The sequence below is a fragment of the Neorhizobium populisoli genome (assembly GCF_019430945.1).
GTDB lineage: Bacteria > Pseudomonadota > Alphaproteobacteria > Rhizobiales > Rhizobiaceae > Neorhizobium > Neorhizobium populisoli.
In genome coordinates, this window is sequence record NZ_JAHYCB010000015.1 from 43642 (window position 1) to 60643 (window position 17002).

Here is a 17002-nt window from a genome sequence, read left to right on the forward strand (position 1 = left end):
TGAGCGCCTCGCACGGAACTCATGGCAATGTCAGAGGTTAAGGCGGCACACCCACACAACGGAGACGATCATGAACGAGACACGCCGTCCCACTCCTCCGCATCCCGAACAGCATCAGGAGCCGCCAGGCCAGACCGCGTTGATGGAGCCGGTGCCGGATCACGGCGAGCAATCCTACCGTGGCGATGGCAAGCTAAAAGGCAAGGTCGCACTGATAACTGGGGCGGATTCGGGAATCGGCAAGGCCGTCGCCATTGCCTTCGCTCGCGAAGGGGCCGACGTGGTGATCTCGTACCTGTCCGAGGACGAGGATGCGCACGACACGGCAAGGTGGGTCAAGGAGGCTGGCCGCCGGGCGGTCGTCGCATCTGGCGACATCAAGTCCGAGGACCACTGCAAGGCTCTCGTGAAGCGTGCCGTCGAAGAGCTTGGCGGGATCGACATCCTAGTCAACAACGCCGCGTTCCAGAGGACCTACGCCGACATCGCCGACATTACAGCCGAGGAGTGGGACGAGACCTTCCGCACAAACATCTATGGCCCGTTCTTTCTGACGAAGGCCGCCGTGCCCCACATGAAGCCGGGCAGCTCTATCATCAACACGACATCGATACAGTCGCGCCAGCCTTCGCCTCAGCTACTAGCCTATGCATCGACCAAAGGATCGATTTCGAATTTCACTGCAGGCCTTGCCGAGATGCTCGCCGACAAAGGCATCCGCGTCAACGCAGTCGCTCCGGGCCCGATCTGGACGCCGCTGATCCCGTCGACGATGCCAGCCGAGAAGGCGGCGAAATTCGGCGAGCAGACCTTGCTGAAGCGTGCCGGACAGCCAGCCGAACTCGCTGGCGCTTATGTCCTGCTGGCTTCCGAACTGGGCAGCTACATGACGGGCGCGGTCATCCCAGTGACTGGCGGTGAGATCATGATCTGAAGAGACGGTTGCTCAATAAGGATGCTAGTAAATGCGCTCCAAACTTTCGATCTGGTTTGGCGCAGGGCTCGCCGTAGGCGCGGCATCGTTGCTTGTCTCCATTTGGCTGACCGATGCGGTGCCCCGCTTCTCTGGGGAGGGCGCCAACCTGCAAGGTGGCGATGCAGCGCGCGGCAAGCTCGTCTTTACCGCCGCCGACTGTTCCTCCTGCCATGCTACACCTGGGCAGACCGATCCCTTGAAACTCGGCGGCGGGCTGGCGCTGGCATCGCCTTTCGGAACCTTCCGGGTTCCGAACATTTCTCCAGATCGGGCAGACGGTATCGGATCCTGGACCGTTGCCGAGTTCGCCAACGCGCTGATCGCCGGCGTCTCCCCCACAGAACAACATTATTATCCAGCCTTCCCCTATACGAGCTATACCGGAATGAGCCTCAACGATATCCAAGACCTCTACGCTTATCTGCGCATATTGCCTGCGGTTTCCGGCAAGCCGCCGCCGCATGATCTGCCCCTCCTGTTTCGCCTCCGCCGCGCCATCGGTTTCTGGAAGCTTCTGTTCTTCGAGGAGGGCAAAGCGGAAGCTGTGACCGCTCAGGATCGCGGCGCCTACCTTACCGAAACCCTTGGCCACTGCGCGGAATGTCATTCCACCCGCAACATGCTTGGCGCCATCAAGCCGGAGACCAGGTTCGCCGGTGGAGTCGATCCCGAAGGGGCCGGCTTCGTCCCGAACATCACCGCCGTTGGCATCGGGGACTGGACGGAAGCGGATATTGCCGACATGCTGAAAACAGGCGAAACTCCCTTTAACGGTCGGGTCGGTTCGTCCATGGCGGATGTCGTCATCAACGCGGCGCAACTGCCGCAGAGCGATCGGGATGCCATTGCCCGCTATGTAAAGTCGCTGCCGCCCCGGCCGACGCCGCATCCCTGACCTATCGCGCGTAGAGATAGGCCGCCAGATCCTTGGCCTCATGTTGAGAAATTCCGGTAACCGGCATCGCCGTCCCCGGCGAAAACGTTGGCGGAGATACGATCCAGCGGACCATGTTCTTCGGCGTATTGTTCATCACGCCCCCGACATACACCCGCTGCCGCATGTCGGTCAGCGGCCCTCCAACCCTGCCGTCCGCACCCGGAATGCCAGGGATCGTATGACAGCCCGTACAGCCGTATTTCCGAAAGATCGGCGGGGCCATCGCCGGATTGCCGCCGGTCATCGCGATTGCCACCGCATTCCGCTTCTGTCTGTCCCACATTATCGAGGTACCAACGCCGGTTGCCGCAGCGACCAGCAGGATCGTCGTCCCGATCAACCACGCTCTAGCGGACGCGACTCGCATAGGCGCCTCCCCGACTCGACGTTGATATCCACGCCGCAAGCATGACCAGCGCGGCTCCGGCATAGATGATGCCGCCCGGCACCCACATCACGATGCCGGCCAATTGCTGGTCTTCGAGCGGCGTCAACCCCCATTCAGGCGCGGACCGCGTTTGCGATACGTAAGCAACGCGGGGAGCAACCGTAATGAGCGCGCCGAGGATGCTCGTATGTATCATCGTCACAAACAAATGCCAGGCAGCCGATCCCTTCTCGGCCTTCCAGATGACCGCCCACCAGAAGACGATCGCCGTGAGGAAGAAGCTCAAATGCTGCAGCCGATGCAGCGACACGATGGTCACGGTGGCATCGAACAGGGCCGGCGCATGCCAGACCCAGATGGCTAGACCATGTAGCAAGGTCGCGACGGAGCCGCGCGAGAGGAAATCCCACGCCCGCTCCACCGGAGGTGGTTTGAGGACGATCATGGCAGAGTGCCGGATGCCCCGCGGCATTCCCCAGAACAGGACCCCGATCGGCCGCGCCAGCACGATCAACGGTGCGGCGACCGCCATCACGAGCTCATGCTCGATCATGTGGAAAGTGAAGAGGTGCTCGCCCAGGAAATGCAGCGGGGACATCAGTGCAATGACTAGTACGATCCACCCGCTCCAGTAGGCGGCGCCCGACTTCACCAGCAGCCGCGCATCTTTAATCCGCGCCCAGAGCCTGAGGGAACCAAGCGCATAAAGCGCACCGGTAAACGCGATCGGCGTAACAATCCATGTATCGAAGGTCCATTCCGGTAAGGCACCGTGCTCCTCTCCCCCGTGAGCCATAGCAGGGACAGCACTCATGAGGGAGATGAGTAGGGAGATTAACGCTCGCATGCATCCAGCAGCAAGGTTGCCGCTCCCTGCAGGTAAAGCGCGAATACGAAGGCAGCCCCGATCAGCACGGCGAGGCCTGCCACAAACCGGGTGCCCCGGGAGACCGAAGGGGTATAAGTCCGGTACGATAGCACCGTTCCAATGATGGCCAGCAGCATGGCAATGAAGCTACCCGTAGCCGTCAGAATCAGTTCCGATGCGCAATCGATATGGGGCAGGATCTGCCCGAGCTGCATGTTGACCGCCCAGGCCGCAGGCGCGACGACCAGTCCGCCAAACTGTGCTATGGCTGGTCTCATAAGCGTGGAACCCAATAAAGGCAGGCATAGATCGGCAGCCAGGTAATGACCACGAAATTCCAGTAGAGGCAGTTGTCCTCGACATCGCCGTAGCGCCGCGCATTGTCGCCGTGGCGGGAAAACATCAGGCAGGTCAGCACCAGCGTATCGACGAGATCGGTCAGGATATGCGTCGTATGAAGCCCGAGGATCGTCCAGGTGATCGAGCCATAGGCGTTGTCGTCCCACAGCACATGCAAGGCGGGAAACTCGTAAGCGCGAAAGACGAGCGGCACGATCCCCGTCACCGACATCACGACGAGCCCTACCCGAACCCGCCACATATTCCGCTGCCGCGCCCAGCGCGACACGAGCATGTTTGGGACCACGCTTGCGACGAGCAGCGCCGTCAGCACCGTTCCCGCCCTAAGATCCGGTGGCGGCACATCGATCGGCCAAATGGGTGCAAGGCTCATGAGATAAAAATAAACCGCGATCGCCAAGCTGAAGCCGGAGGCTTCGATCAGCATGAAGGCGCAGGTGCCCCACCACGTCGGGCTCGCCGTGCCCGTGGCATGCAGCGGCAGATGCGAAACGTCCAGAGCAACCCTTTCTTTCATGATTCTTCCTCCGGCGCGCCCTTCGGCCAGAACCAGCCGATCAGCGCAATCGCGATCGGCATAGAACCCCAGACGACGGCCCAGGCGGAAAACATCGACCAGATCAGCATGATCGATGTGGCGATTGCCGCCCAGAAGGGCCAGACGGATTGCGGCGCCGAGGACTCGCGTGCGTGCGGCAATGCTTCAACCACACTGGTGACCAAAAGTTCGCGGCGATCGGTCCGCAGGCCAGCCGCTACAGTGAGTTCACCCGGCCGCGACCAGAGCGGGTTTCGGTCCTCGACGACGGGAATTGAGCGGAAATTATAGGAGGGTGGCGGCGAGCTTGTCGCCCATTCGAGCGTTGGCGCATTCCATGGATTTTCGCCAGCCTTGGGTCCGTGCACACAACTGCGTACCGCATCGATGAAGAACACCAGAAAGCCGGCGGCCAACATGACGGAGCTCAGGCTGACGAACAGGTTGAGCCCGCCCCAGGGCAGTTCGGGCTGATAGGTATAAATCCGCCGCGGCATGCCCTGCAGGCCGAGGATATGCATTGGGAAGAAGGTGAGGTGAAAACCGATGAAGATCAGCCAGAACGCCCAGCGCCCCAAAATCTCGCTCATCATCCGACCGGTCATCTTCGGAAACCAGTAGTAGATGGCGGCGAGCAGCGGATAGACAGCGCCGCCGATCAGCACGTAGTGGAAATGCGCCACCACGAAATAGGTGTCGTGCACCTGTGTGTCGAAAGGCACCGAGGCGACCATCACGCCGGTCAAGCCGCCAATCACGAAGGTGATGATGAAGCCGATGATGAACAGCATCGGCACCTTGAAGACCGGCCGCCCCGCCCAGAGCGTCGCAAGCCAGCAAAAGATCTGGATGCCGGCCGGGACGGCTATCGCCATGCTGGAAGCGGTAAAGAAACTCTCGCCGAGCCGCGGTAATCCGACGACGAACATGTGGTGGACCCAGAGGCCGAAGGACAGGATGCCCGTCGCGATCAGCGCCATCACGAGCGGCAGATAACCGAAGACCGGCCTCTGAACGAAGGTCGGCAGGATCGTCGAGACCATGCCGACCGCCGGCAGGAAGATGATATAGACCTCCGGATGACCAAAGAACCAGAAGACGTGCTGCCAGAGCAACGCATCGCCTCCTTCCGCCGGATTATAGAATTGCGTGCCGACGAGCCGGTCCATGATCAGTGTCGAACTGGCGAACATGATGGCCGGCATTGCCATGATGACGAGGAACGCCATGACGAGCATTGCCCAGACCAGCAGCGGGATCCGATCGAGCGACATGCCCGGCGCGCGTTGCGTGAAGACGGTCACGACGATTTCCACTGCAATCGCCAGCGCTGAAAGCTCGGTGAACGTAATCATCTGAGCCCAGATATCGGCCCGCTTGCCCGCTCCGTATTCGGGACCGGCGAGCGGCACATAGGCGAACCATCCGACATCGGGCGCGGCATCGAGCAGAAACGCCAGCCAGAGCAATATCCCGCCGGCGAGAAACACCCAGTAGGAAAACGCATTGAGGCGCGGAAAGGCGATGTTGCGCGTGCCGACCATCAGCGGCACCAGATAGACCGCCATCGCCTCCATGACAGGCACGGCGAAGAGGAACATCATGTTCGAGCCATGCATGGTGAAGATCTGATTGTATCGATCGGGATTGATGAACCGCGCTTCCGGCTGCGCCAGCTGCAGCCGCATTGCCAGTGCCAGAAGGCCGCCAAGGATCAGGAAAACGAAGGCCGTGACGATGTAGCGGCGTGCGATGACCTTGTGATCGACTGTCGCGATCATGCCCCAAAACCCCGGCTGGGCGCCCCAGGTCTTTTCCAGCTCCCGTTCCAGCCCCGCCCGATCCAGGTCTGTGTCCGCTATAACCGATAAACGCTGTTCGACCATTACTTCAGACTTTCCATATAGGCGGAGATCTGTCGGAGCTCTTGGGCGGAAAGTGGCACGAGCGGCATGCTGTTGCCGGGCTTCAACGTCTGCGGATCGGCGATCCACGCGGCAAGCGAGCCTCGGCTGTTTTCCATGAGGCCCGCGCCGATCGTCATCCGGCTGCCGACATGGGTCAGGTCCGGACCGGAAATCCCGGTCGCTTGCGTCCCGCGGATCGTATGGCAGGCGCTGCATTGTCTGGCCATGAAAACTGCCTTGCCGGCCAGAGCCTCGGCTTCGCGCGGTTCGCTGGGCGTTGCACGTTGGGTAGCCTCCCATTGCCGATAGTTCTGCTCGTCTTCGGCTATCACCACGAAGGCCATGTGGCTGTGCTGCAGCCCGCAGAATTCAGCGCACTGGCCGCGATAAAATCCGGGTTTTTCCGCCCGGAGGGTCAGGACATTCTCACGACCTGGGATGAGATCCTGCTTGCCGGCAAGGCTCGGCACCCAGAAGGAGTGGATGACGTCGATGCTCTCGAGCAAAACGCGGACATTCTTGCCGACCGGGATATGGATTTCGTTCGCCGTCTGGAACGCATGCACGGGCTCCCTGTCCTCGTAGGTGAACTGCCACCACCACTGCTGTGCCCGCACCCTGATCGTGACGTCAACATCCGGCACCGGCCCCAGGCCTCGTGTCGTGTAGAAGCTGGCAACCGTCAGGCCGGTGATGATGACGACGGTTGCTGCCACCGCCGCAATGACCGCGGTTTGCATCGGTTTGTCGGTACGGCTGTCCTCGGGTTTCGGCCTGTCACGCCGAAGCAATGCCCAGAAAAGCATAGCCATGACCGCCAGCCAGACGATGGAGCAGACGATGACGATGACAAAAATCAGGTTCCTGAGGAGGATCGCCGATTGTCCCTGCGCGTCGAGCGCGGACTGCACGCCGGCGCAGCCGCTTAATATGACCGGCAGGAGGAGAAGGGTCCGTTTCACGGCGAAGGTCCCTGGTCGGGGTGAACCGGCACCGGCCCTTCGTCGAAAAGCGATGCGGCCGGCGCCCGGTTCTCGGCCGGACGCGTCTGCCGGTCGTCGTTCCGCGCCGGCGCGTTGACGCTGGCCGAATAGGCGCCGATTGTCTTGACGTAGCCGGACAGCTGCCAGATCTCGTCGATCGTTATCCTGCTCCCGAACGCCGGCATGCCATGCGGCCGGCCGTCCCGGATGGAGGCCGCGATCGAAACCATGGACGGACCGTAAAGCCACCAGCCGTCGAGAAACGATGGCCCCTTCCCGCCCTCGCCTTCGCCATGGCATTCGGCGCAACCGAACCAGGTATAGAGTCGCTTGCCCTGAGAGAGGTCGTAGGCCGTCTTCTCGTAGGGCTTCCCGAGCGCGAAATAGACGTCAGGCGGAGTGCCGGCAATCCCGTTCGGCATCAGCCTCATCCCCTCCAGCGCTTCCGAAACCGGCGGATCCGTACGATATTGCCGCGGTTCACGCAGATAGGCGATGAGAGCGGCAGTCAATGCGAACAGGATCAGGAGGATGGCCGGGAGCATGATCGAACTGTTACGCGAAACACTGGCCGACATGCTTCTCCTCCTCAATTGAAAGGCAGTTCCGTTGAGGGTGAAAAACGCACGGGCAGGAGCTTGTAGGACGGTGTCTTGGCCTTTGGGCTGTGGTGGCTTAAAGGAAACAGCGGATTGGTTTCCGGATAATAGGCGGCGCAGCATCCTTCCGGAATATCGTAGCCGACGATCCGGAAACCCTTCACGGCTCTGCGCGTCTGCGTGTCTATCGCGGTAGTCAGGTCGACGACATCGCCGGCGCCAAAGCCGAGCCTGACAATATCTTTGCGGTTCATGAACACGACCTGCCTTGTTCCGTCCACGCCGCGGAAGCGATCGCTATAGCCATAGATCGTCGTGTTGAACTGGTCGTTCGAGCGCAGGCTTGCGAGATGAAGCACATCGTCGGCAAATGCCTCTTCCGGAAGGTCGGGAAACAGCCGCCCGGGTGTGAGAAAGTTCGCTTTGCCGCTCTTTGTAACCCATTTCCGCTCCCTCGCCGGAAGCGGCCGTGGAATGCCGCCCGGCTGGAACAGGCGTCTGTTGAAATCCTTGAACGTTTCGGGATAGGTCTCCTCGATCGCATTACGGATTAGCGAATAATCGTCCACCCAGCGGTCCCAAGGCACTCGACCTTCGGTCAACGTCGCCTTGGCGATACCCGCGACAATCGCCGGCTCCGACAGGAGCTCCGGGCTTGCGGGCTTGGTCTTGCCGCGCGATCCGTGGAAATGCGCGACGGAGCTTTCCATCGACACCGCCTGCGGGCCGCTCGCCTGTTCATCGATCTCGATGCGGCCGAGACAGGGAAGCAGATAGGCGATCTCTCCATGGATGACATGGCTGCGATTGAGCTTGGTAGCGATCTGCACCGTAAGCCGCAATTTCCGCCATGCCGCTTCCATGGCCTCCGTCTCCGGCGCCGCCCGCAGGAAATTGCCGCCGAGGCTAACGAATGCCTTGGTTTCACCCTCTATGATCGACTTGCAGGCGTCGACCGTCGTATGGCCTTCCCATCGCGGCGGCTCGAACTGATAAAGTTCCTTCAGCTTGTCGAGCGGTACGAGGCCTGGCTTTTCGGTGATCCCGACCGTTCGCTGCCCCTGAACGTTAGAGTGGCCGCGCACGGCACAGATATTGGCGCCGGGCTTACCGACATTGCCGCGCAGCAGCGCCAGATTGGCGACCATATGGACATTCTCGACACCCATCAACTGCTGTGTGAGCCCCATTCCGTAGACCATCAGGACCGCATCAGACGCGGCATAAACCCTGGCCGCCTCCATCATCTCCCGCCGGGTCAGGCCGGAGACGCGTTCCAGTTCGCACCATTCATACGTCCGCGCAGCCGCGGCGAATTCTTCGAAGCCTGCCGTATGGGTCTGAATGAAATCGTGATCGAGAACGTGTTTATTATCTGCTGCCGCGACGGAAGCTGCAAAGGCAAAGGCTGCGGCGTTTGAAGGATCCTCCGGTACGTCATCCGACCCGGAAACCTTGCTGACCCGCGCCACATGGAGTGCATCGTCCGCCTCGATCAGCGCCTTGGCGATCCCGAACATGGCGGCAATGTCACCGCCGCTTCTAACCTGGTAATAGTTGGAGGAGATCGGCGTTTCCTTGCCGGTTAGCATCTCGCTCGGTGCTTGGGGGTTGATAAAGCGCTCCAGCCCCGGCTCGCGCAGAAGGTTGATGGTGACCACCTTGACGCCGCGGTCCACGGCATCCTGCAGGTCGTGCAGCAGGCGCGGCGAGGAAGTCCCGACATTCTGGGCGATGTAGAAGATACAGTCGCAGTTCTGGAAATCGGACAGGATCGCGGTGCCGACCGAAGCGCCGATACTCTCCGGTAACCCAACGGAGGAGCTCTCGTGACACATGTTGGACGAATCCGGCAGATTGTTGCTGCCATAGATCCTGGCCATGAGTTGATACATATAGGATGTTTCAAGCGAAGCGCGGCCGGATGTATAGAACTCCGCCTTCTCCGGCAAAATCGCGCGAAGCTCGCGGCCGATCTCCGCGAACGCGTCGTCCCAGGTAACGGGCGCGTATTTGTCGGTCCCAGCATCCCAGCGCATAGGGTGGGTAAGCCGGCCCTGCTCTTCCAGATCGTGATCGCGCCAGCTTTCCAGTTCGGTTAGTGTGTGGGCAGCGAAAAAGTCTCTGTCGGCGCGTCTGCTCGTGACCTCCCAAGCCGTCGCCTTTGCGCCGTTTTCGCAGAACTCCAGCGGATGCGTCTTTGCCGGCTTCGCCCAGGCGCAGCTCACACACATATAGCCTTCCGGCTTGTTCTGCTGCGCCAGAAGTGCTGCACCGGACAGCGGCACATGTTCGCGGATCAGCACTTCGCTGACCGATTTCGCCGATCCCCATCCTCCGGCGGGACCGCTGTCGAAACCGATCCTGGGCTTTCTCTTCGGATTTTTGGTCATGATACGCCATGTGCTGCAGGAAGGGCGCGCAGGCATGCCGGTTGCGCGCCTGCGATCTTCAACTCCTCGCTTCGAGGAGAAGCGACAGGTTCAGCGTTCGACGAATTTGTTGAAGCGGCTCGTTTCGCCGTCCCTGGTCTTGTCCTGATAGAGGAATGCGAGCTTGTTCTTGTCGAAAACATCGAAGAATTCGTCCCAGCCGATCTCATCGAACTCTTCTTCCTTTTCACGGAAATCGATACGGAGAACGCCGCCCTCCTTGCCATTGCGGATAATGGCGGGGCGGCCTTCGCGGGCTTCGGCCCATTTCTGGATCGTCTTGTGATCGGTCGTCGTTTCTGAACTGCTCATCTTCTTTCCTTTCTACTCGCCAGCTTCGAACGCGGCGCCGGATCTTTCGGCGTGGCACTTTGTTCCGCTTTTAGCCTCGACTCGCCGTCCTGGCGGCGCAATTCCTTGTCGATCACCCTGCAAGAACCTTCCGCAGGCTGCTTGCTTTTCGGATCTGCCATAATCACCTCCGTTGCCGGACCTTCCGAACCAAGACCGGCGCTCGGAGTTCCGTCATGTCTCTCCGTTCTTCGAATATTGCCGGGAGGAAAATAGTCTTCCGGTCGCCACGAATAATCCAAGTTCCCCGCTGTCTGCTTCGGAAGCAAACGCAGAAGGAGAAAATGATGTTTCACGGCAGCTCCTCATGAACACCGCGGCCGAAGAGCTCGGCCATATCGAAATGCTGGCCACCGCTGTCGCCCTGAACCTCGAAGGCGCGCCGCTCAAGCTTAGGGAGGAGATCGCAGCCGATCCGGTCGGCGGCGCCGTGCTCGGCGGCATCAACCTGAAGAACCTGCTCTCTGCGGGTCAGTCCGCCATGCCAGTCGATTCCGACGGCGTGCCGTTCAACATGTCGCATATCTATGCGAGCGGCAATATCGCCGCTGACATGACAGCCAATGTCACGGCCGAATCCGCCGGCCGGGTGCTGGCCGTGCGGCTCTACAACATGACCAGCGATCCCGGCATGAAGGACATGCTCTCCTTTCTGATCGCCCGCGACACGATGCACCAGAACCAGTGGCTGGCAGCGCTCGAAGAACTCGGGGGCACGGCCGGCGCTTTCCAATTCCCAACAGCTTCCCGCAGGAAGAGGAAAAGCAGGAATTCTCCTACGCCTTCCTCGGCTTCCAGGCAGACGGCAGCGATCCGGTTGCCGGGCGTTGGTCTGAAGGCCCTTCCGCCGATGGCAAGGGCGAATTCAAATCAATGCCGATGACCGAGGCTCTGGGGCAGAAACCGGTGCTTGGCCAGGCAAAGCCTGGCGGAGGCGCGCAGGTCGAGCAGATGTAAACAGTGACTGCCGCCGCACCCAGTTTGCGGCGGCAGCGTCATCTATCGTGTCGGAGGAATGTAATGAGCAGACGGATTGCTTTTCGCTGCGGTCGCGTCATTGTCGTCCTGGCCGTCGTTATCGCCGTTGTCGATCAGGCCATGATGAGCGTCAATGGAGACCATCCGACCCCGGCAGTCCGCGATCCTCGCAACCCGGCGGCTCAGGCTCCATCCCAATGATGCAAAGATCCTAAGGCGAGGCCGTTCCCGGCCCTGCGCTGCTCAGCCTGTGTCTTCTCAATCCGGACAAGGATGGCAACCGGGCCTGTCCTATCGCTTAGCCAGTAACCACATTTAGCAAATGGGGCTAGGACGAGACTCTTTGTGGCCCAGCAACCTTTTCGAAGAAAATATAGTTCTCGAGCGAATAGTGCTGGTCGGTGCCCATGACTGCGGTGGTCAGATATTCAGGGGAGGATCCGAACACTGTCGAGCCCGGACGATCTCCAACTCCATTTCTTCAGAAGAAACGCCCTGCCTGACGGCCCAATAATAGGCGCCCGTTTCAAGTTCGGAAGGGTCGATCTGTTGCATTACCGGATCTCCCTTGACGTTGGCTGTCTTGGATAGGACGATTCGTCCCTCCAAATGTGCCGTGCACGCTGGCGTGCAAACGGCGGATGAGGCCACCTGCTCGACAGGTGGCCTCACGACCGCCTAATGAGGGCGGGTACTCGACGAGGACTGGTCGTCGCTGCTCCGAAGGTTGGTTGCCTCTTCAGCAATCCGTTTGCGCGCAACGTCGTGCACGTCGGCCGCAACCGAGGTGGTCTTTTCATAGACTTCGGAGGCCAGGTTCCCGGCCTTGTCCATGGCCTTCGAAGCCTCGCTGGAAACTCGGCCTCTGACATCGGCGGCGGCCGAACCAAGGGCCTCATCTTCCGTGCGCGTATGCGGCAGAGCGGCGCCGATGGCGGCTCCGACGGCAAAGGCGAGTGCGCCGCCGACCAGCGGCTGATCCTTGAATTGCCTCAGGATCGTTTCGTTGAGCTGCGTCCCGGCGTTCAGCGAGCTCCGGCCGGCGCCTGCAACGGCGTCGCCGATCTTACCGGTCGAATGCGTAATCTGCCGCCAGGTGTGGGAGGCCCAGCCCGAAGCCTGGTCCAGAAGCTTGCCCGCCTCATCGCGGATGTCATGAATCTGGCGCCCCGAAGCGTCGGCAAAGCCGCGGAAGGTCTGGCCGCTTTCATCCATGAAATGGCCCGCCCGCCTGCCGGTCTCGTCCGTCAGCGCTTTGAAGCGTTTTCCCGCGCCGTCGATGAAGTGGCTGTAGCGCTTGTCGCCATCCGCCTGAACAGGCCCCGCCCGGCGCATGTCGCCGCTGACGACGGCAAGCGGATATTCCACCTCGTCCTCCTGACGATCGGCATAGGAGGAGACGGTTGTCTTCGGCGCAGCCATCAGCCAGGCAAGGCTGACGCCCATCAGAGCAAGCGGGATCGGGTTGTTCTTGAACGCATTGCCGAGATTAGCGACATACTCGCCACCACCGGACGATTTAACATAGGCAAGAGCCTCGTCGACGATCTGTCCGGGTGACATGCGCTGCTGGATCGCGTCGATCTTCTCTTCGATCCGGCGGCGGTCGGCTTCGATCTCCCGTTCGATTTCGACCGATTTGGTGGTTTCGGATGTGTGAGCCATCACGTTCTCTCCTTGATCATCTGCCCATCCCGCCGCAGCGAGGCGGAGGTGCGGTCGAGCTTCAGGTTTTCTCCGCGAAGCGTGGCAAGCCCGCGGGAAATAAGCCCCCACGCAATGAGGGCGACGACGACGCCGACGATGACGGAGGACAGAGCGTCCGCGCTCGGCTCCGCCATGCCGCGGGCGACGAAGAAGGCCGTCAGGCCGTTGACGAGCGCCGCAAGCAGAACGCCGACGGCGCAGATCGCGAAGACAAGTCCTGCAGCGAATGCCTCCACGCCGGCGATCGCATGGGACATCTTCTCGGAGGCTTCGGTTTTGGCGAGATTGATCTCCTTGCGGAACAGTCCCGATATATCCGTCACCAGGCCGGTGACGAGTTCAGGAAGCGAGCGGGTGTCAAGCGGCTTAGCCATTGAAATGATCCTCCGTCGAAGGGGTGACATTTGTGTCGTGGCGGGTTGCGGACGCGCCGTCCGGAGTTTGCGGGGAACGCTGTTCGGCACCGTGCATGCCTGATCGCGAACCACGAATGGAAGAGGCTGTCAGGAAGCGGCTTGCGGCAAGGCCGGCGATGGCGGCCATGCCCAAGAAAGCCAAAGGCTGCTTGCGGCCGAAATCTTCCGCCATCTGCGCAATTTCACCGATATCGCGATCCTTGATGTCATCGGAAAACGTGCGCATGCTCGAGCCGATATTGCGGGTGAGGCGGCCGATATCCCGTTGATCGCCCTGCTCGAGTTCGGCCGCGACCTTTTCCATGGCTGCAGCAATGCCGCCGACCTTAGAGGCGATGACGTTCTTTTGTTCGATGGCAACGTCATTGGCTTTGTCGGCTGCACCGGACAGCTCGTCCTTGGCCGTCTGTCTTAGCGATGCGATGTCATCCGATATTTTCTGGCCCAATCCGGCGGCGCTCGATTGGGAGGAGCCCGCCTCCCTGGGATTTTCGGAATGGGGTTCCTGGCTTTCCTGGAATCGCGAAGAGCCGGAAGCGGCTGCGCCTCCGTGACCCGGGGTGAGATCTCGTTCAGTCATGGAAATTCTCCCGATATGACGCTGATCTGTCTGCGTGGCTGCAGTGACCTATTCACGAACCGGAAGCTCACCGGATTGTTCCCTTTCAAGCATCGATGGGACTTCAGTCCCTTTGTCTACGGGACCGTCCTGCGTTTCGTGTCTGAATGATCTACATCCGCACTATAATTTATCTCACCAGCGATACCCATTTCGCCGATCCGCGTGTCCTGCGCATAGACCGCCGTCCGTTTCCGGATATAGCGGCACACGACATCGCCCTGATCCGGAACGAGAATACACTCGTTGGCGAGGAGGAGGAAGTCTGGCACCTGGGCGACCTCATGTCGGCGCGGGGCGGCGACTGCGACCAGCTGCCGTCGAAGCTGAACGGGTGAAAGCACCTGGTCACCGGCAACAATGATCCCGCAACGACGACCAACGCCAGGGGCTGGGCGGGTGTCCCGCACTACGCCGAGTTCGTTCTCGATCGTCATCTGGCCATCCTTTCCAATTACCCTTTCCGGACCTGGAACAAGATGGGCGAGAAGTCGATCAACCTGAATGGTCATTCGCTAGGTCGCCTTGAGCCGACGCCTCCTAAGTTCGATGTCGGCGTCGATGCATGTGACCTCGTCCCGTAACGCTCGGAGCGCTCCTGGTTCGACCGTGAGAGCTGGATCTGCCGACGTGGGCAGGTCTCAATCGACCTCACCCTGACGCCCTGCCGTGTGGCAGCGCTCACCAAACCGAAGCGACCGAACTTCCTTCGCGACGCGTGGTCGGTAGCGACCCAGAACAGGAGAGCGAGAAGACATGGCCGAGCAGCGTGTGATCTGTTTGTAAAGGATTGAAGAATGCCCATGCCATGGAAAAACCAGCCGTTTCGATCATGAAGCCGCAGCTTCGCCGGATCAAATTTTATCTGGCATCGCTGGAAAAGCTGGACGAACATATTCGCGACACGGAAGGTCAGATCGTGCGCCTGGAGTACGTGCTGGAAAGCCTTGGGGAGCATCATTCCTTGGCGAAGTATGCGGGGATTTTCGCTCGCCGGAACCATAGCGGGGATCGGCCACAGTTTGGCAGCTGCCAAGATTCTCAAGATAACAATGGGCGAACTTCGCGTCCGAGGATATCGAGATCGCGGCTGCAAGCCGCTGATCTCGTTTTCCGAGTACGCCGAACGTCCGCGCGCACCACACCCTTTAAGGCAAACCTCGAGGAGGAACTGGCGATGGCGAATGGCTGGACGGAACATCTTCGCCTTGACCACCACGCTTGCTGCCCAGAAAACCCGCTGTCGGACTTACTGGACCAGGCGGCATTCTCGCACCGCTTCAATAAAGTCGTCGGGCTTGCAGGGTTTGGTGATCCACCGACACTTGCTTTTCACCAGCGGAGACGCGCCTTACCTGTCATAGACGCCGGAACGGACGATGTAACAGATGCCGCGTGCGCCAAGTGCGGCAGCGTCCCTAAAACGCGTCTCGATGACCGCTAGTTCCGGCGTATGCTCTTCCAGCCCGTTGGCGACTGCGGAGCATGACGAGCATATATTGATGGTGCGGAAACCGCCTTTTCGACAACATCTTCAAAAAAAAAGCGCGATCAGTGCCTGATCTCCCAAAAGCAGGACGGTTTCCTTTTCGTAATTTGCCATTGCACTTCCACCCGTTGGATGCTTGCATATTAGCAGCATCAAGAAGACGCGGCCCAAGGGTATGCCAGCGTACGTAAAATCAAGTCGGCAGAGCGGATGGTATAGAATCGCCAACCGTCAGTGAAAGCTCAGGGCTTGGCGGCCGGAAGCAGACGCTTCTGCCCGACAGCGAGAGTCATGGACGTTTTACGACAACCTTATCTGCGCAATCGCCTCCTTGCGCTTTTGCCTCAGAACGAAATCCAGCATATTGCGTCTGCAGTTCAACCGGTCGAGCTTCCGCGCGGCATCATCATCGTTGGCGCCGATTGCCCTATCGACCATGTTTATTTTCTCTGTAGTGGCATTGGTTCGGTGGTCACCATCTCGGCGGAAGGCCAGAGGGCGGAGGCAGGCATGTTCGGGCGGGAAGGCTTTTCGCCTACATCGGCTGGTGTCGGCGGCACGATCAGCGTCCATGAAGTGTTGATGCAGGTGGCGGGCGAGGGTTTCCGAATGTCGCTCCAATCCATTCACACAGCGCTTACCCACAATCCGGTGTTCGCCAACCTGCTTGCAAGATTTATTCAGAACTTCGCGTCGCAGATCTCGTACACAGCGCTTTGCAACGCGAATTATCAGGTGGACGAACGTCTCGCCCGCTGGCTGCTCATGTGCCACGATCGGGTGGATGGCGACGAGATTGCCCTTACCCACGATTTCATCTCGCTGATGCTTGCCGTAAGGCGGCCAAGTGTCACGAATGCAATCCACATCCTGGAAGGCAACAAACTTGTGCGGGCCGAGCGGGGGCGGATTACGATCCGCGACCGGAGGGGGCTGGAGGAGTTTGCGGGCGGCGCATACGGCAAGCCGGAAGAAGAATACCGCCGCCTCATCGGCCAAATCTAAAGCATTTCCAGCATGCGAAGCAGTTTCTTGCTCAGAGATAAGTTAAGAAAAAGTTCAGAATTCCAAGATTCGGAGGAAAGCGAGACCGTTCTGAGCCTACTTCTTCAGCTGCTCCTGAATAATGGCATGGAAGGACGGGCTGAACTGCAAGGTGCCGGCCTCGTTATGAACGTCCATGTGCGCGTCGGAAATCGCCACGCCACTTTTGATTTGCGCCGCTATCAACTCGCGCACCGCGTCAAATGCATTGTTGCGCGCGTCTTCCACATTGGCACACTCATCGCCTTCTTCATCGAAGACGTTGCCGTCACTGCGGCGGATGTGGAAGAAATACCTGTTCATAAGCTCAACCTCAGTTCCCGCTCGATAAGAGGCTTGCTGGCAACCTAATTAATCTATGCGCTCGGAAAAAGTCTTTCATAAGATGCCGGTATGCCTCTTTCTGCAGA

General features: G+C 60.0%; 21 protein-coding genes and 1 pseudogene. 6 read left to right on the plus strand and 16 right to left on the minus strand.

All coding sequences use genetic code 11. The features are described from left to right. The first annotated feature begins 70 nt into the window (after nt 1–70). Together KX729_RS28625 and KX729_RS28630 are read left to right on the plus strand one after the other, a co-directional pair. Entirely contained in the window at nt 71–934 is an 864-nt protein-coding gene (locus tag KX729_RS28625) for an SDR family oxidoreductase (RefSeq protein WP_219745886.1), read from the plus strand. A 31-nt stretch (nt 935–965) separates the two neighbouring features. Further along, the gene (locus tag KX729_RS28630) at nt 966–1871 is read left to right on the plus strand and encodes a c-type cytochrome (protein ID WP_219745887.1); all 906 of its coding nucleotides are present in this window, start codon (nt 966–968) and stop codon (nt 1869–1871) included. Nucleotide 1872: 1 nt separating this feature from the next. Here the strand turns inward: KX729_RS28630 and KX729_RS28635 are convergent, their stop codons facing one another. The 10 genes from KX729_RS28635 to KX729_RS28680 form a co-directional block, all read right to left on the minus strand. Further along, nucleotides 1873–2280: a c-type cytochrome gene (locus KX729_RS28635; protein ID WP_219745888.1), complete on the minus strand. Its 408-nt coding sequence runs from the start codon at nt 2278–2280 to the stop codon at nt 1873–1875. Beyond that, entirely contained in the window at nt 2261–3148 is an 888-nt protein-coding gene (locus tag KX729_RS28640; RefSeq protein ID WP_219745889.1) for a cytochrome c oxidase assembly protein, read from the minus strand. Before KX729_RS28640 ends, KX729_RS28635 begins: the two co-directional genes overlap by 20 nt. Then, the gene (locus KX729_RS28645) at nt 3136–3447 is read right to left on the minus strand and encodes a hypothetical protein (protein WP_219745890.1); all 312 of its coding nucleotides are present in this window, start codon (nt 3445–3447) and stop codon (nt 3136–3138) included. The genes KX729_RS28640 and KX729_RS28645 overlap by 13 nt, the downstream gene beginning before the upstream one ends. Then, a complete protein-coding gene (locus KX729_RS28650; protein ID WP_219745891.1) occupies nt 3444–4046 on the minus strand; it encodes a cytochrome c oxidase subunit 3 in 603 nt (200 codons plus the stop codon). The genes KX729_RS28645 and KX729_RS28650 overlap by 4 nt, the downstream gene beginning before the upstream one ends. Beyond that, on the minus strand, nt 4043–5953 hold the full coding sequence (ctaD, locus tag KX729_RS28655) for a cytochrome c oxidase subunit I (protein ID WP_219745892.1): 1911 nt from the start codon (nt 5951–5953) through the stop codon (nt 4043–4045). The genes KX729_RS28650 and ctaD overlap by 4 nt, the downstream gene beginning before the upstream one ends. Further along, entirely contained in the window at nt 5953–6936 is a 984-nt protein-coding gene (gene coxB / locus KX729_RS28660) for a cytochrome c oxidase subunit II (protein WP_219745893.1), read from the minus strand. Before coxB ends, ctaD begins: the two co-directional genes overlap by 1 nt. Continuing rightward, nucleotides 6933–7502, minus strand: coding sequence for a c-type cytochrome (locus KX729_RS28665; RefSeq protein ID WP_219745944.1), 570 nt, complete (start codon nt 7500–7502; stop codon nt 6933–6935). The genes coxB and KX729_RS28665 overlap by 4 nt, the downstream gene beginning before the upstream one ends. 44 nt (nt 7503–7546) lie before the next feature. Beyond that, on the minus strand, nt 7547–9949 hold the full coding sequence (locus KX729_RS28670) for an FdhF/YdeP family oxidoreductase (protein WP_219745894.1): 2403 nt from the start codon (nt 9947–9949) through the stop codon (nt 7547–7549). Between the two features lie 90 nt (nt 9950–10039). Further along, on the minus strand, nt 10040–10300 hold the full coding sequence (locus KX729_RS28675; protein WP_219745895.1) for a hypothetical protein: 261 nt from the start codon (nt 10298–10300) through the stop codon (nt 10040–10042). Beyond that, nucleotides 10297–10635 carry a hypothetical protein gene (locus KX729_RS28680; RefSeq protein ID WP_219745896.1) on the minus strand — a complete coding sequence of 113 codons (339 nt, stop codon included), beginning with the start codon at nt 10633–10635 and terminating at the stop codon, nt 10297–10299. The genes KX729_RS28675 and KX729_RS28680 overlap by 4 nt, the downstream gene beginning before the upstream one ends. Here KX729_RS28680 and KX729_RS28685 point away from each other — a divergent pair. Both KX729_RS28685 and KX729_RS28690 read left to right on the plus strand, forming a co-directional pair. Next, nucleotides 10635–11296: pseudogene (locus KX729_RS28685) on the plus strand (manganese catalase family protein); the annotation flags it as partial. The gene KX729_RS28680 and the pseudogene KX729_RS28685 overlap by 1 nt on opposite strands. Before the next feature lie 63 nt (nt 11297–11359). Further along, nucleotides 11360–11518, plus strand: a complete 159-nt coding sequence (locus KX729_RS28690) for a hypothetical protein (protein ID WP_219745897.1) — start codon at nt 11360–11362, stop codon at nt 11516–11518. 219 nt (nt 11519–11737) lie between these two features. Here the strand turns inward: KX729_RS28690 and KX729_RS34290 are convergent, their stop codons facing one another. From KX729_RS34290 to KX729_RS34665, 5 genes are all read right to left on the minus strand, one after another. Further along, on the minus strand, nt 11738–11872 hold the full coding sequence (locus tag KX729_RS34290; protein WP_281423280.1) for a hypothetical protein: 135 nt from the start codon (nt 11870–11872) through the stop codon (nt 11738–11740). Between the two features lie 123 nt (nt 11873–11995). After that, nucleotides 11996–12982: a DUF3618 domain-containing protein gene (locus KX729_RS28700; protein ID WP_219745898.1), complete on the minus strand. Its 987-nt coding sequence runs from the start codon at nt 12980–12982 to the stop codon at nt 11996–11998. Further along, entirely contained in the window at nt 12982–13398 is a 417-nt protein-coding gene (locus KX729_RS28705) for a phage holin family protein (protein ID WP_219745899.1), read from the minus strand. Before KX729_RS28705 ends, KX729_RS28700 begins: the two co-directional genes overlap by 1 nt. Then, the gene (locus KX729_RS28710) at nt 13391–14020 is read right to left on the minus strand and encodes a nutrient deprivation-induced protein (RefSeq protein ID WP_219745900.1); all 630 of its coding nucleotides are present in this window, start codon (nt 14018–14020) and stop codon (nt 13391–13393) included. Before KX729_RS28710 ends, KX729_RS28705 begins: the two co-directional genes overlap by 8 nt. 116 nt (nt 14021–14136) lie before the next feature. Continuing rightward, the gene (locus KX729_RS34665; protein ID WP_219745901.1) at nt 14137–14571 is read right to left on the minus strand and encodes a hypothetical protein; all 435 of its coding nucleotides are present in this window, start codon (nt 14569–14571) and stop codon (nt 14137–14139) included. A gap of 278 nt (nt 14572–14849) precedes the next feature. Here KX729_RS34665 and KX729_RS28720 point away from each other — a divergent pair, with 278 nt between their 5' ends. Both KX729_RS28720 and KX729_RS28725 read left to right on the plus strand, forming a co-directional pair. Continuing rightward, a complete protein-coding gene (locus KX729_RS28720) occupies nt 14850–15503 on the plus strand; it encodes a DUF892 family protein (protein WP_281423281.1) in 654 nt (217 codons plus the stop codon). 336 nt (nt 15504–15839) lie between these two features. Then, nucleotides 15840–16553, plus strand: a complete 714-nt coding sequence (locus KX729_RS28725; protein WP_219745945.1) for a Crp/Fnr family transcriptional regulator — start codon at nt 15840–15842, stop codon at nt 16551–16553. 96 nt (nt 16554–16649) lie between these two features. Here the strand turns inward: KX729_RS28725 and KX729_RS28730 are convergent, their stop codons facing one another. Continuing rightward, nucleotides 16650–16895: a DUF6894 family protein gene (locus KX729_RS28730; protein ID WP_219745903.1), complete on the minus strand. Its 246-nt coding sequence runs from the start codon at nt 16893–16895 to the stop codon at nt 16650–16652. Nucleotides 16896–17002 lie beyond the last annotated feature (107 nt).

Bases quoted from the DNA above. Each gene is read 5' to 3' on its own strand.
- KX729_RS28710 (WP_219745900.1), bottom strand. From the start codon at position 14,020: ATGACTGAACGAGATCTCACCCCGGGTCACGGAGGCGCAGCCGCTTCC.
- ctaD (WP_219745892.1), bottom strand. From the start codon at position 5,953: ATGGTCGAACAGCGTTTATCGGTTATAGCGGACACAGACCTGGATCGG.
- KX729_RS28650 (WP_219745891.1), bottom strand. From the start codon at position 4,046: ATGAAAGAAAGGGTTGCTCTGGACGTTTCGCATCTGCCGCTGCATGCC.
- KX729_RS28690 (WP_219745897.1), top strand. From the start codon at position 11,360: ATGAGCAGACGGATTGCTTTTCGCTGCGGTCGCGTCATTGTCGTCCTG.
- KX729_RS28705 (WP_219745899.1), bottom strand. From the start codon at position 13,398: ATGGCTAAGCCGCTTGACACCCGCTCGCTTCCTGAACTCGTCACCGGC.
- KX729_RS28635 (WP_219745888.1), bottom strand. From the start codon at position 2,280: ATGCGAGTCGCGTCCGCTAGAGCGTGGTTGATCGGGACGACGATCCTG.
- KX729_RS28700 (WP_219745898.1), bottom strand. From the start codon at position 12,982: ATGGCTCACACATCCGAAACCACCAAATCGGTCGAAATCGAACGGGAG.
- KX729_RS28625 (WP_219745886.1), top strand. From the start codon at position 71: ATGAACGAGACACGCCGTCCCACTCCTCCGCATCCCGAACAGCATCAG.
- KX729_RS28670 (WP_219745894.1), bottom strand. From the start codon at position 9,949: ATGACCAAAAATCCGAAGAGAAAGCCCAGGATCGGTTTCGACAGCGGT.
- KX729_RS34665 (WP_219745901.1), bottom strand. From the start codon at position 14,571: ATGACCATTCAGGTTGATCGACTTCTCGCCCATCTTGTTCCAGGTCCG.
- KX729_RS28645 (WP_219745890.1), bottom strand. From the start codon at position 3,447: ATGAGACCAGCCATAGCACAGTTTGGCGGACTGGTCGTCGCGCCTGCG.
- KX729_RS28675 (WP_219745895.1), bottom strand. From the start codon at position 10,300: ATGAGCAGTTCAGAAACGACGACCGATCACAAGACGATCCAGAAATGG.
- KX729_RS28630 (WP_219745887.1), top strand. From the start codon at position 966: ATGCGCTCCAAACTTTCGATCTGGTTTGGCGCAGGGCTCGCCGTAGGC.
- KX729_RS28640 (WP_219745889.1), bottom strand. From the start codon at position 3,148: ATGCGAGCGTTAATCTCCCTACTCATCTCCCTCATGAGTGCTGTCCCT.
- KX729_RS28725 (WP_219745945.1), top strand. From the start codon at position 15,840: ATGGACGTTTTACGACAACCTTATCTGCGCAATCGCCTCCTTGCGCTT.
- KX729_RS28730 (WP_219745903.1), bottom strand. From the start codon at position 16,895: ATGAACAGGTATTTCTTCCACATCCGCCGCAGTGACGGCAACGTCTTC.
- KX729_RS34290 (WP_281423280.1), bottom strand. From the start codon at position 11,872: ATGCAACAGATCGACCCTTCCGAACTTGAAACGGGCGCCTATTATTGG.
- KX729_RS28665 (WP_219745944.1), bottom strand. From the start codon at position 7,502: ATGCTCCCGGCCATCCTCCTGATCCTGTTCGCATTGACTGCCGCTCTC.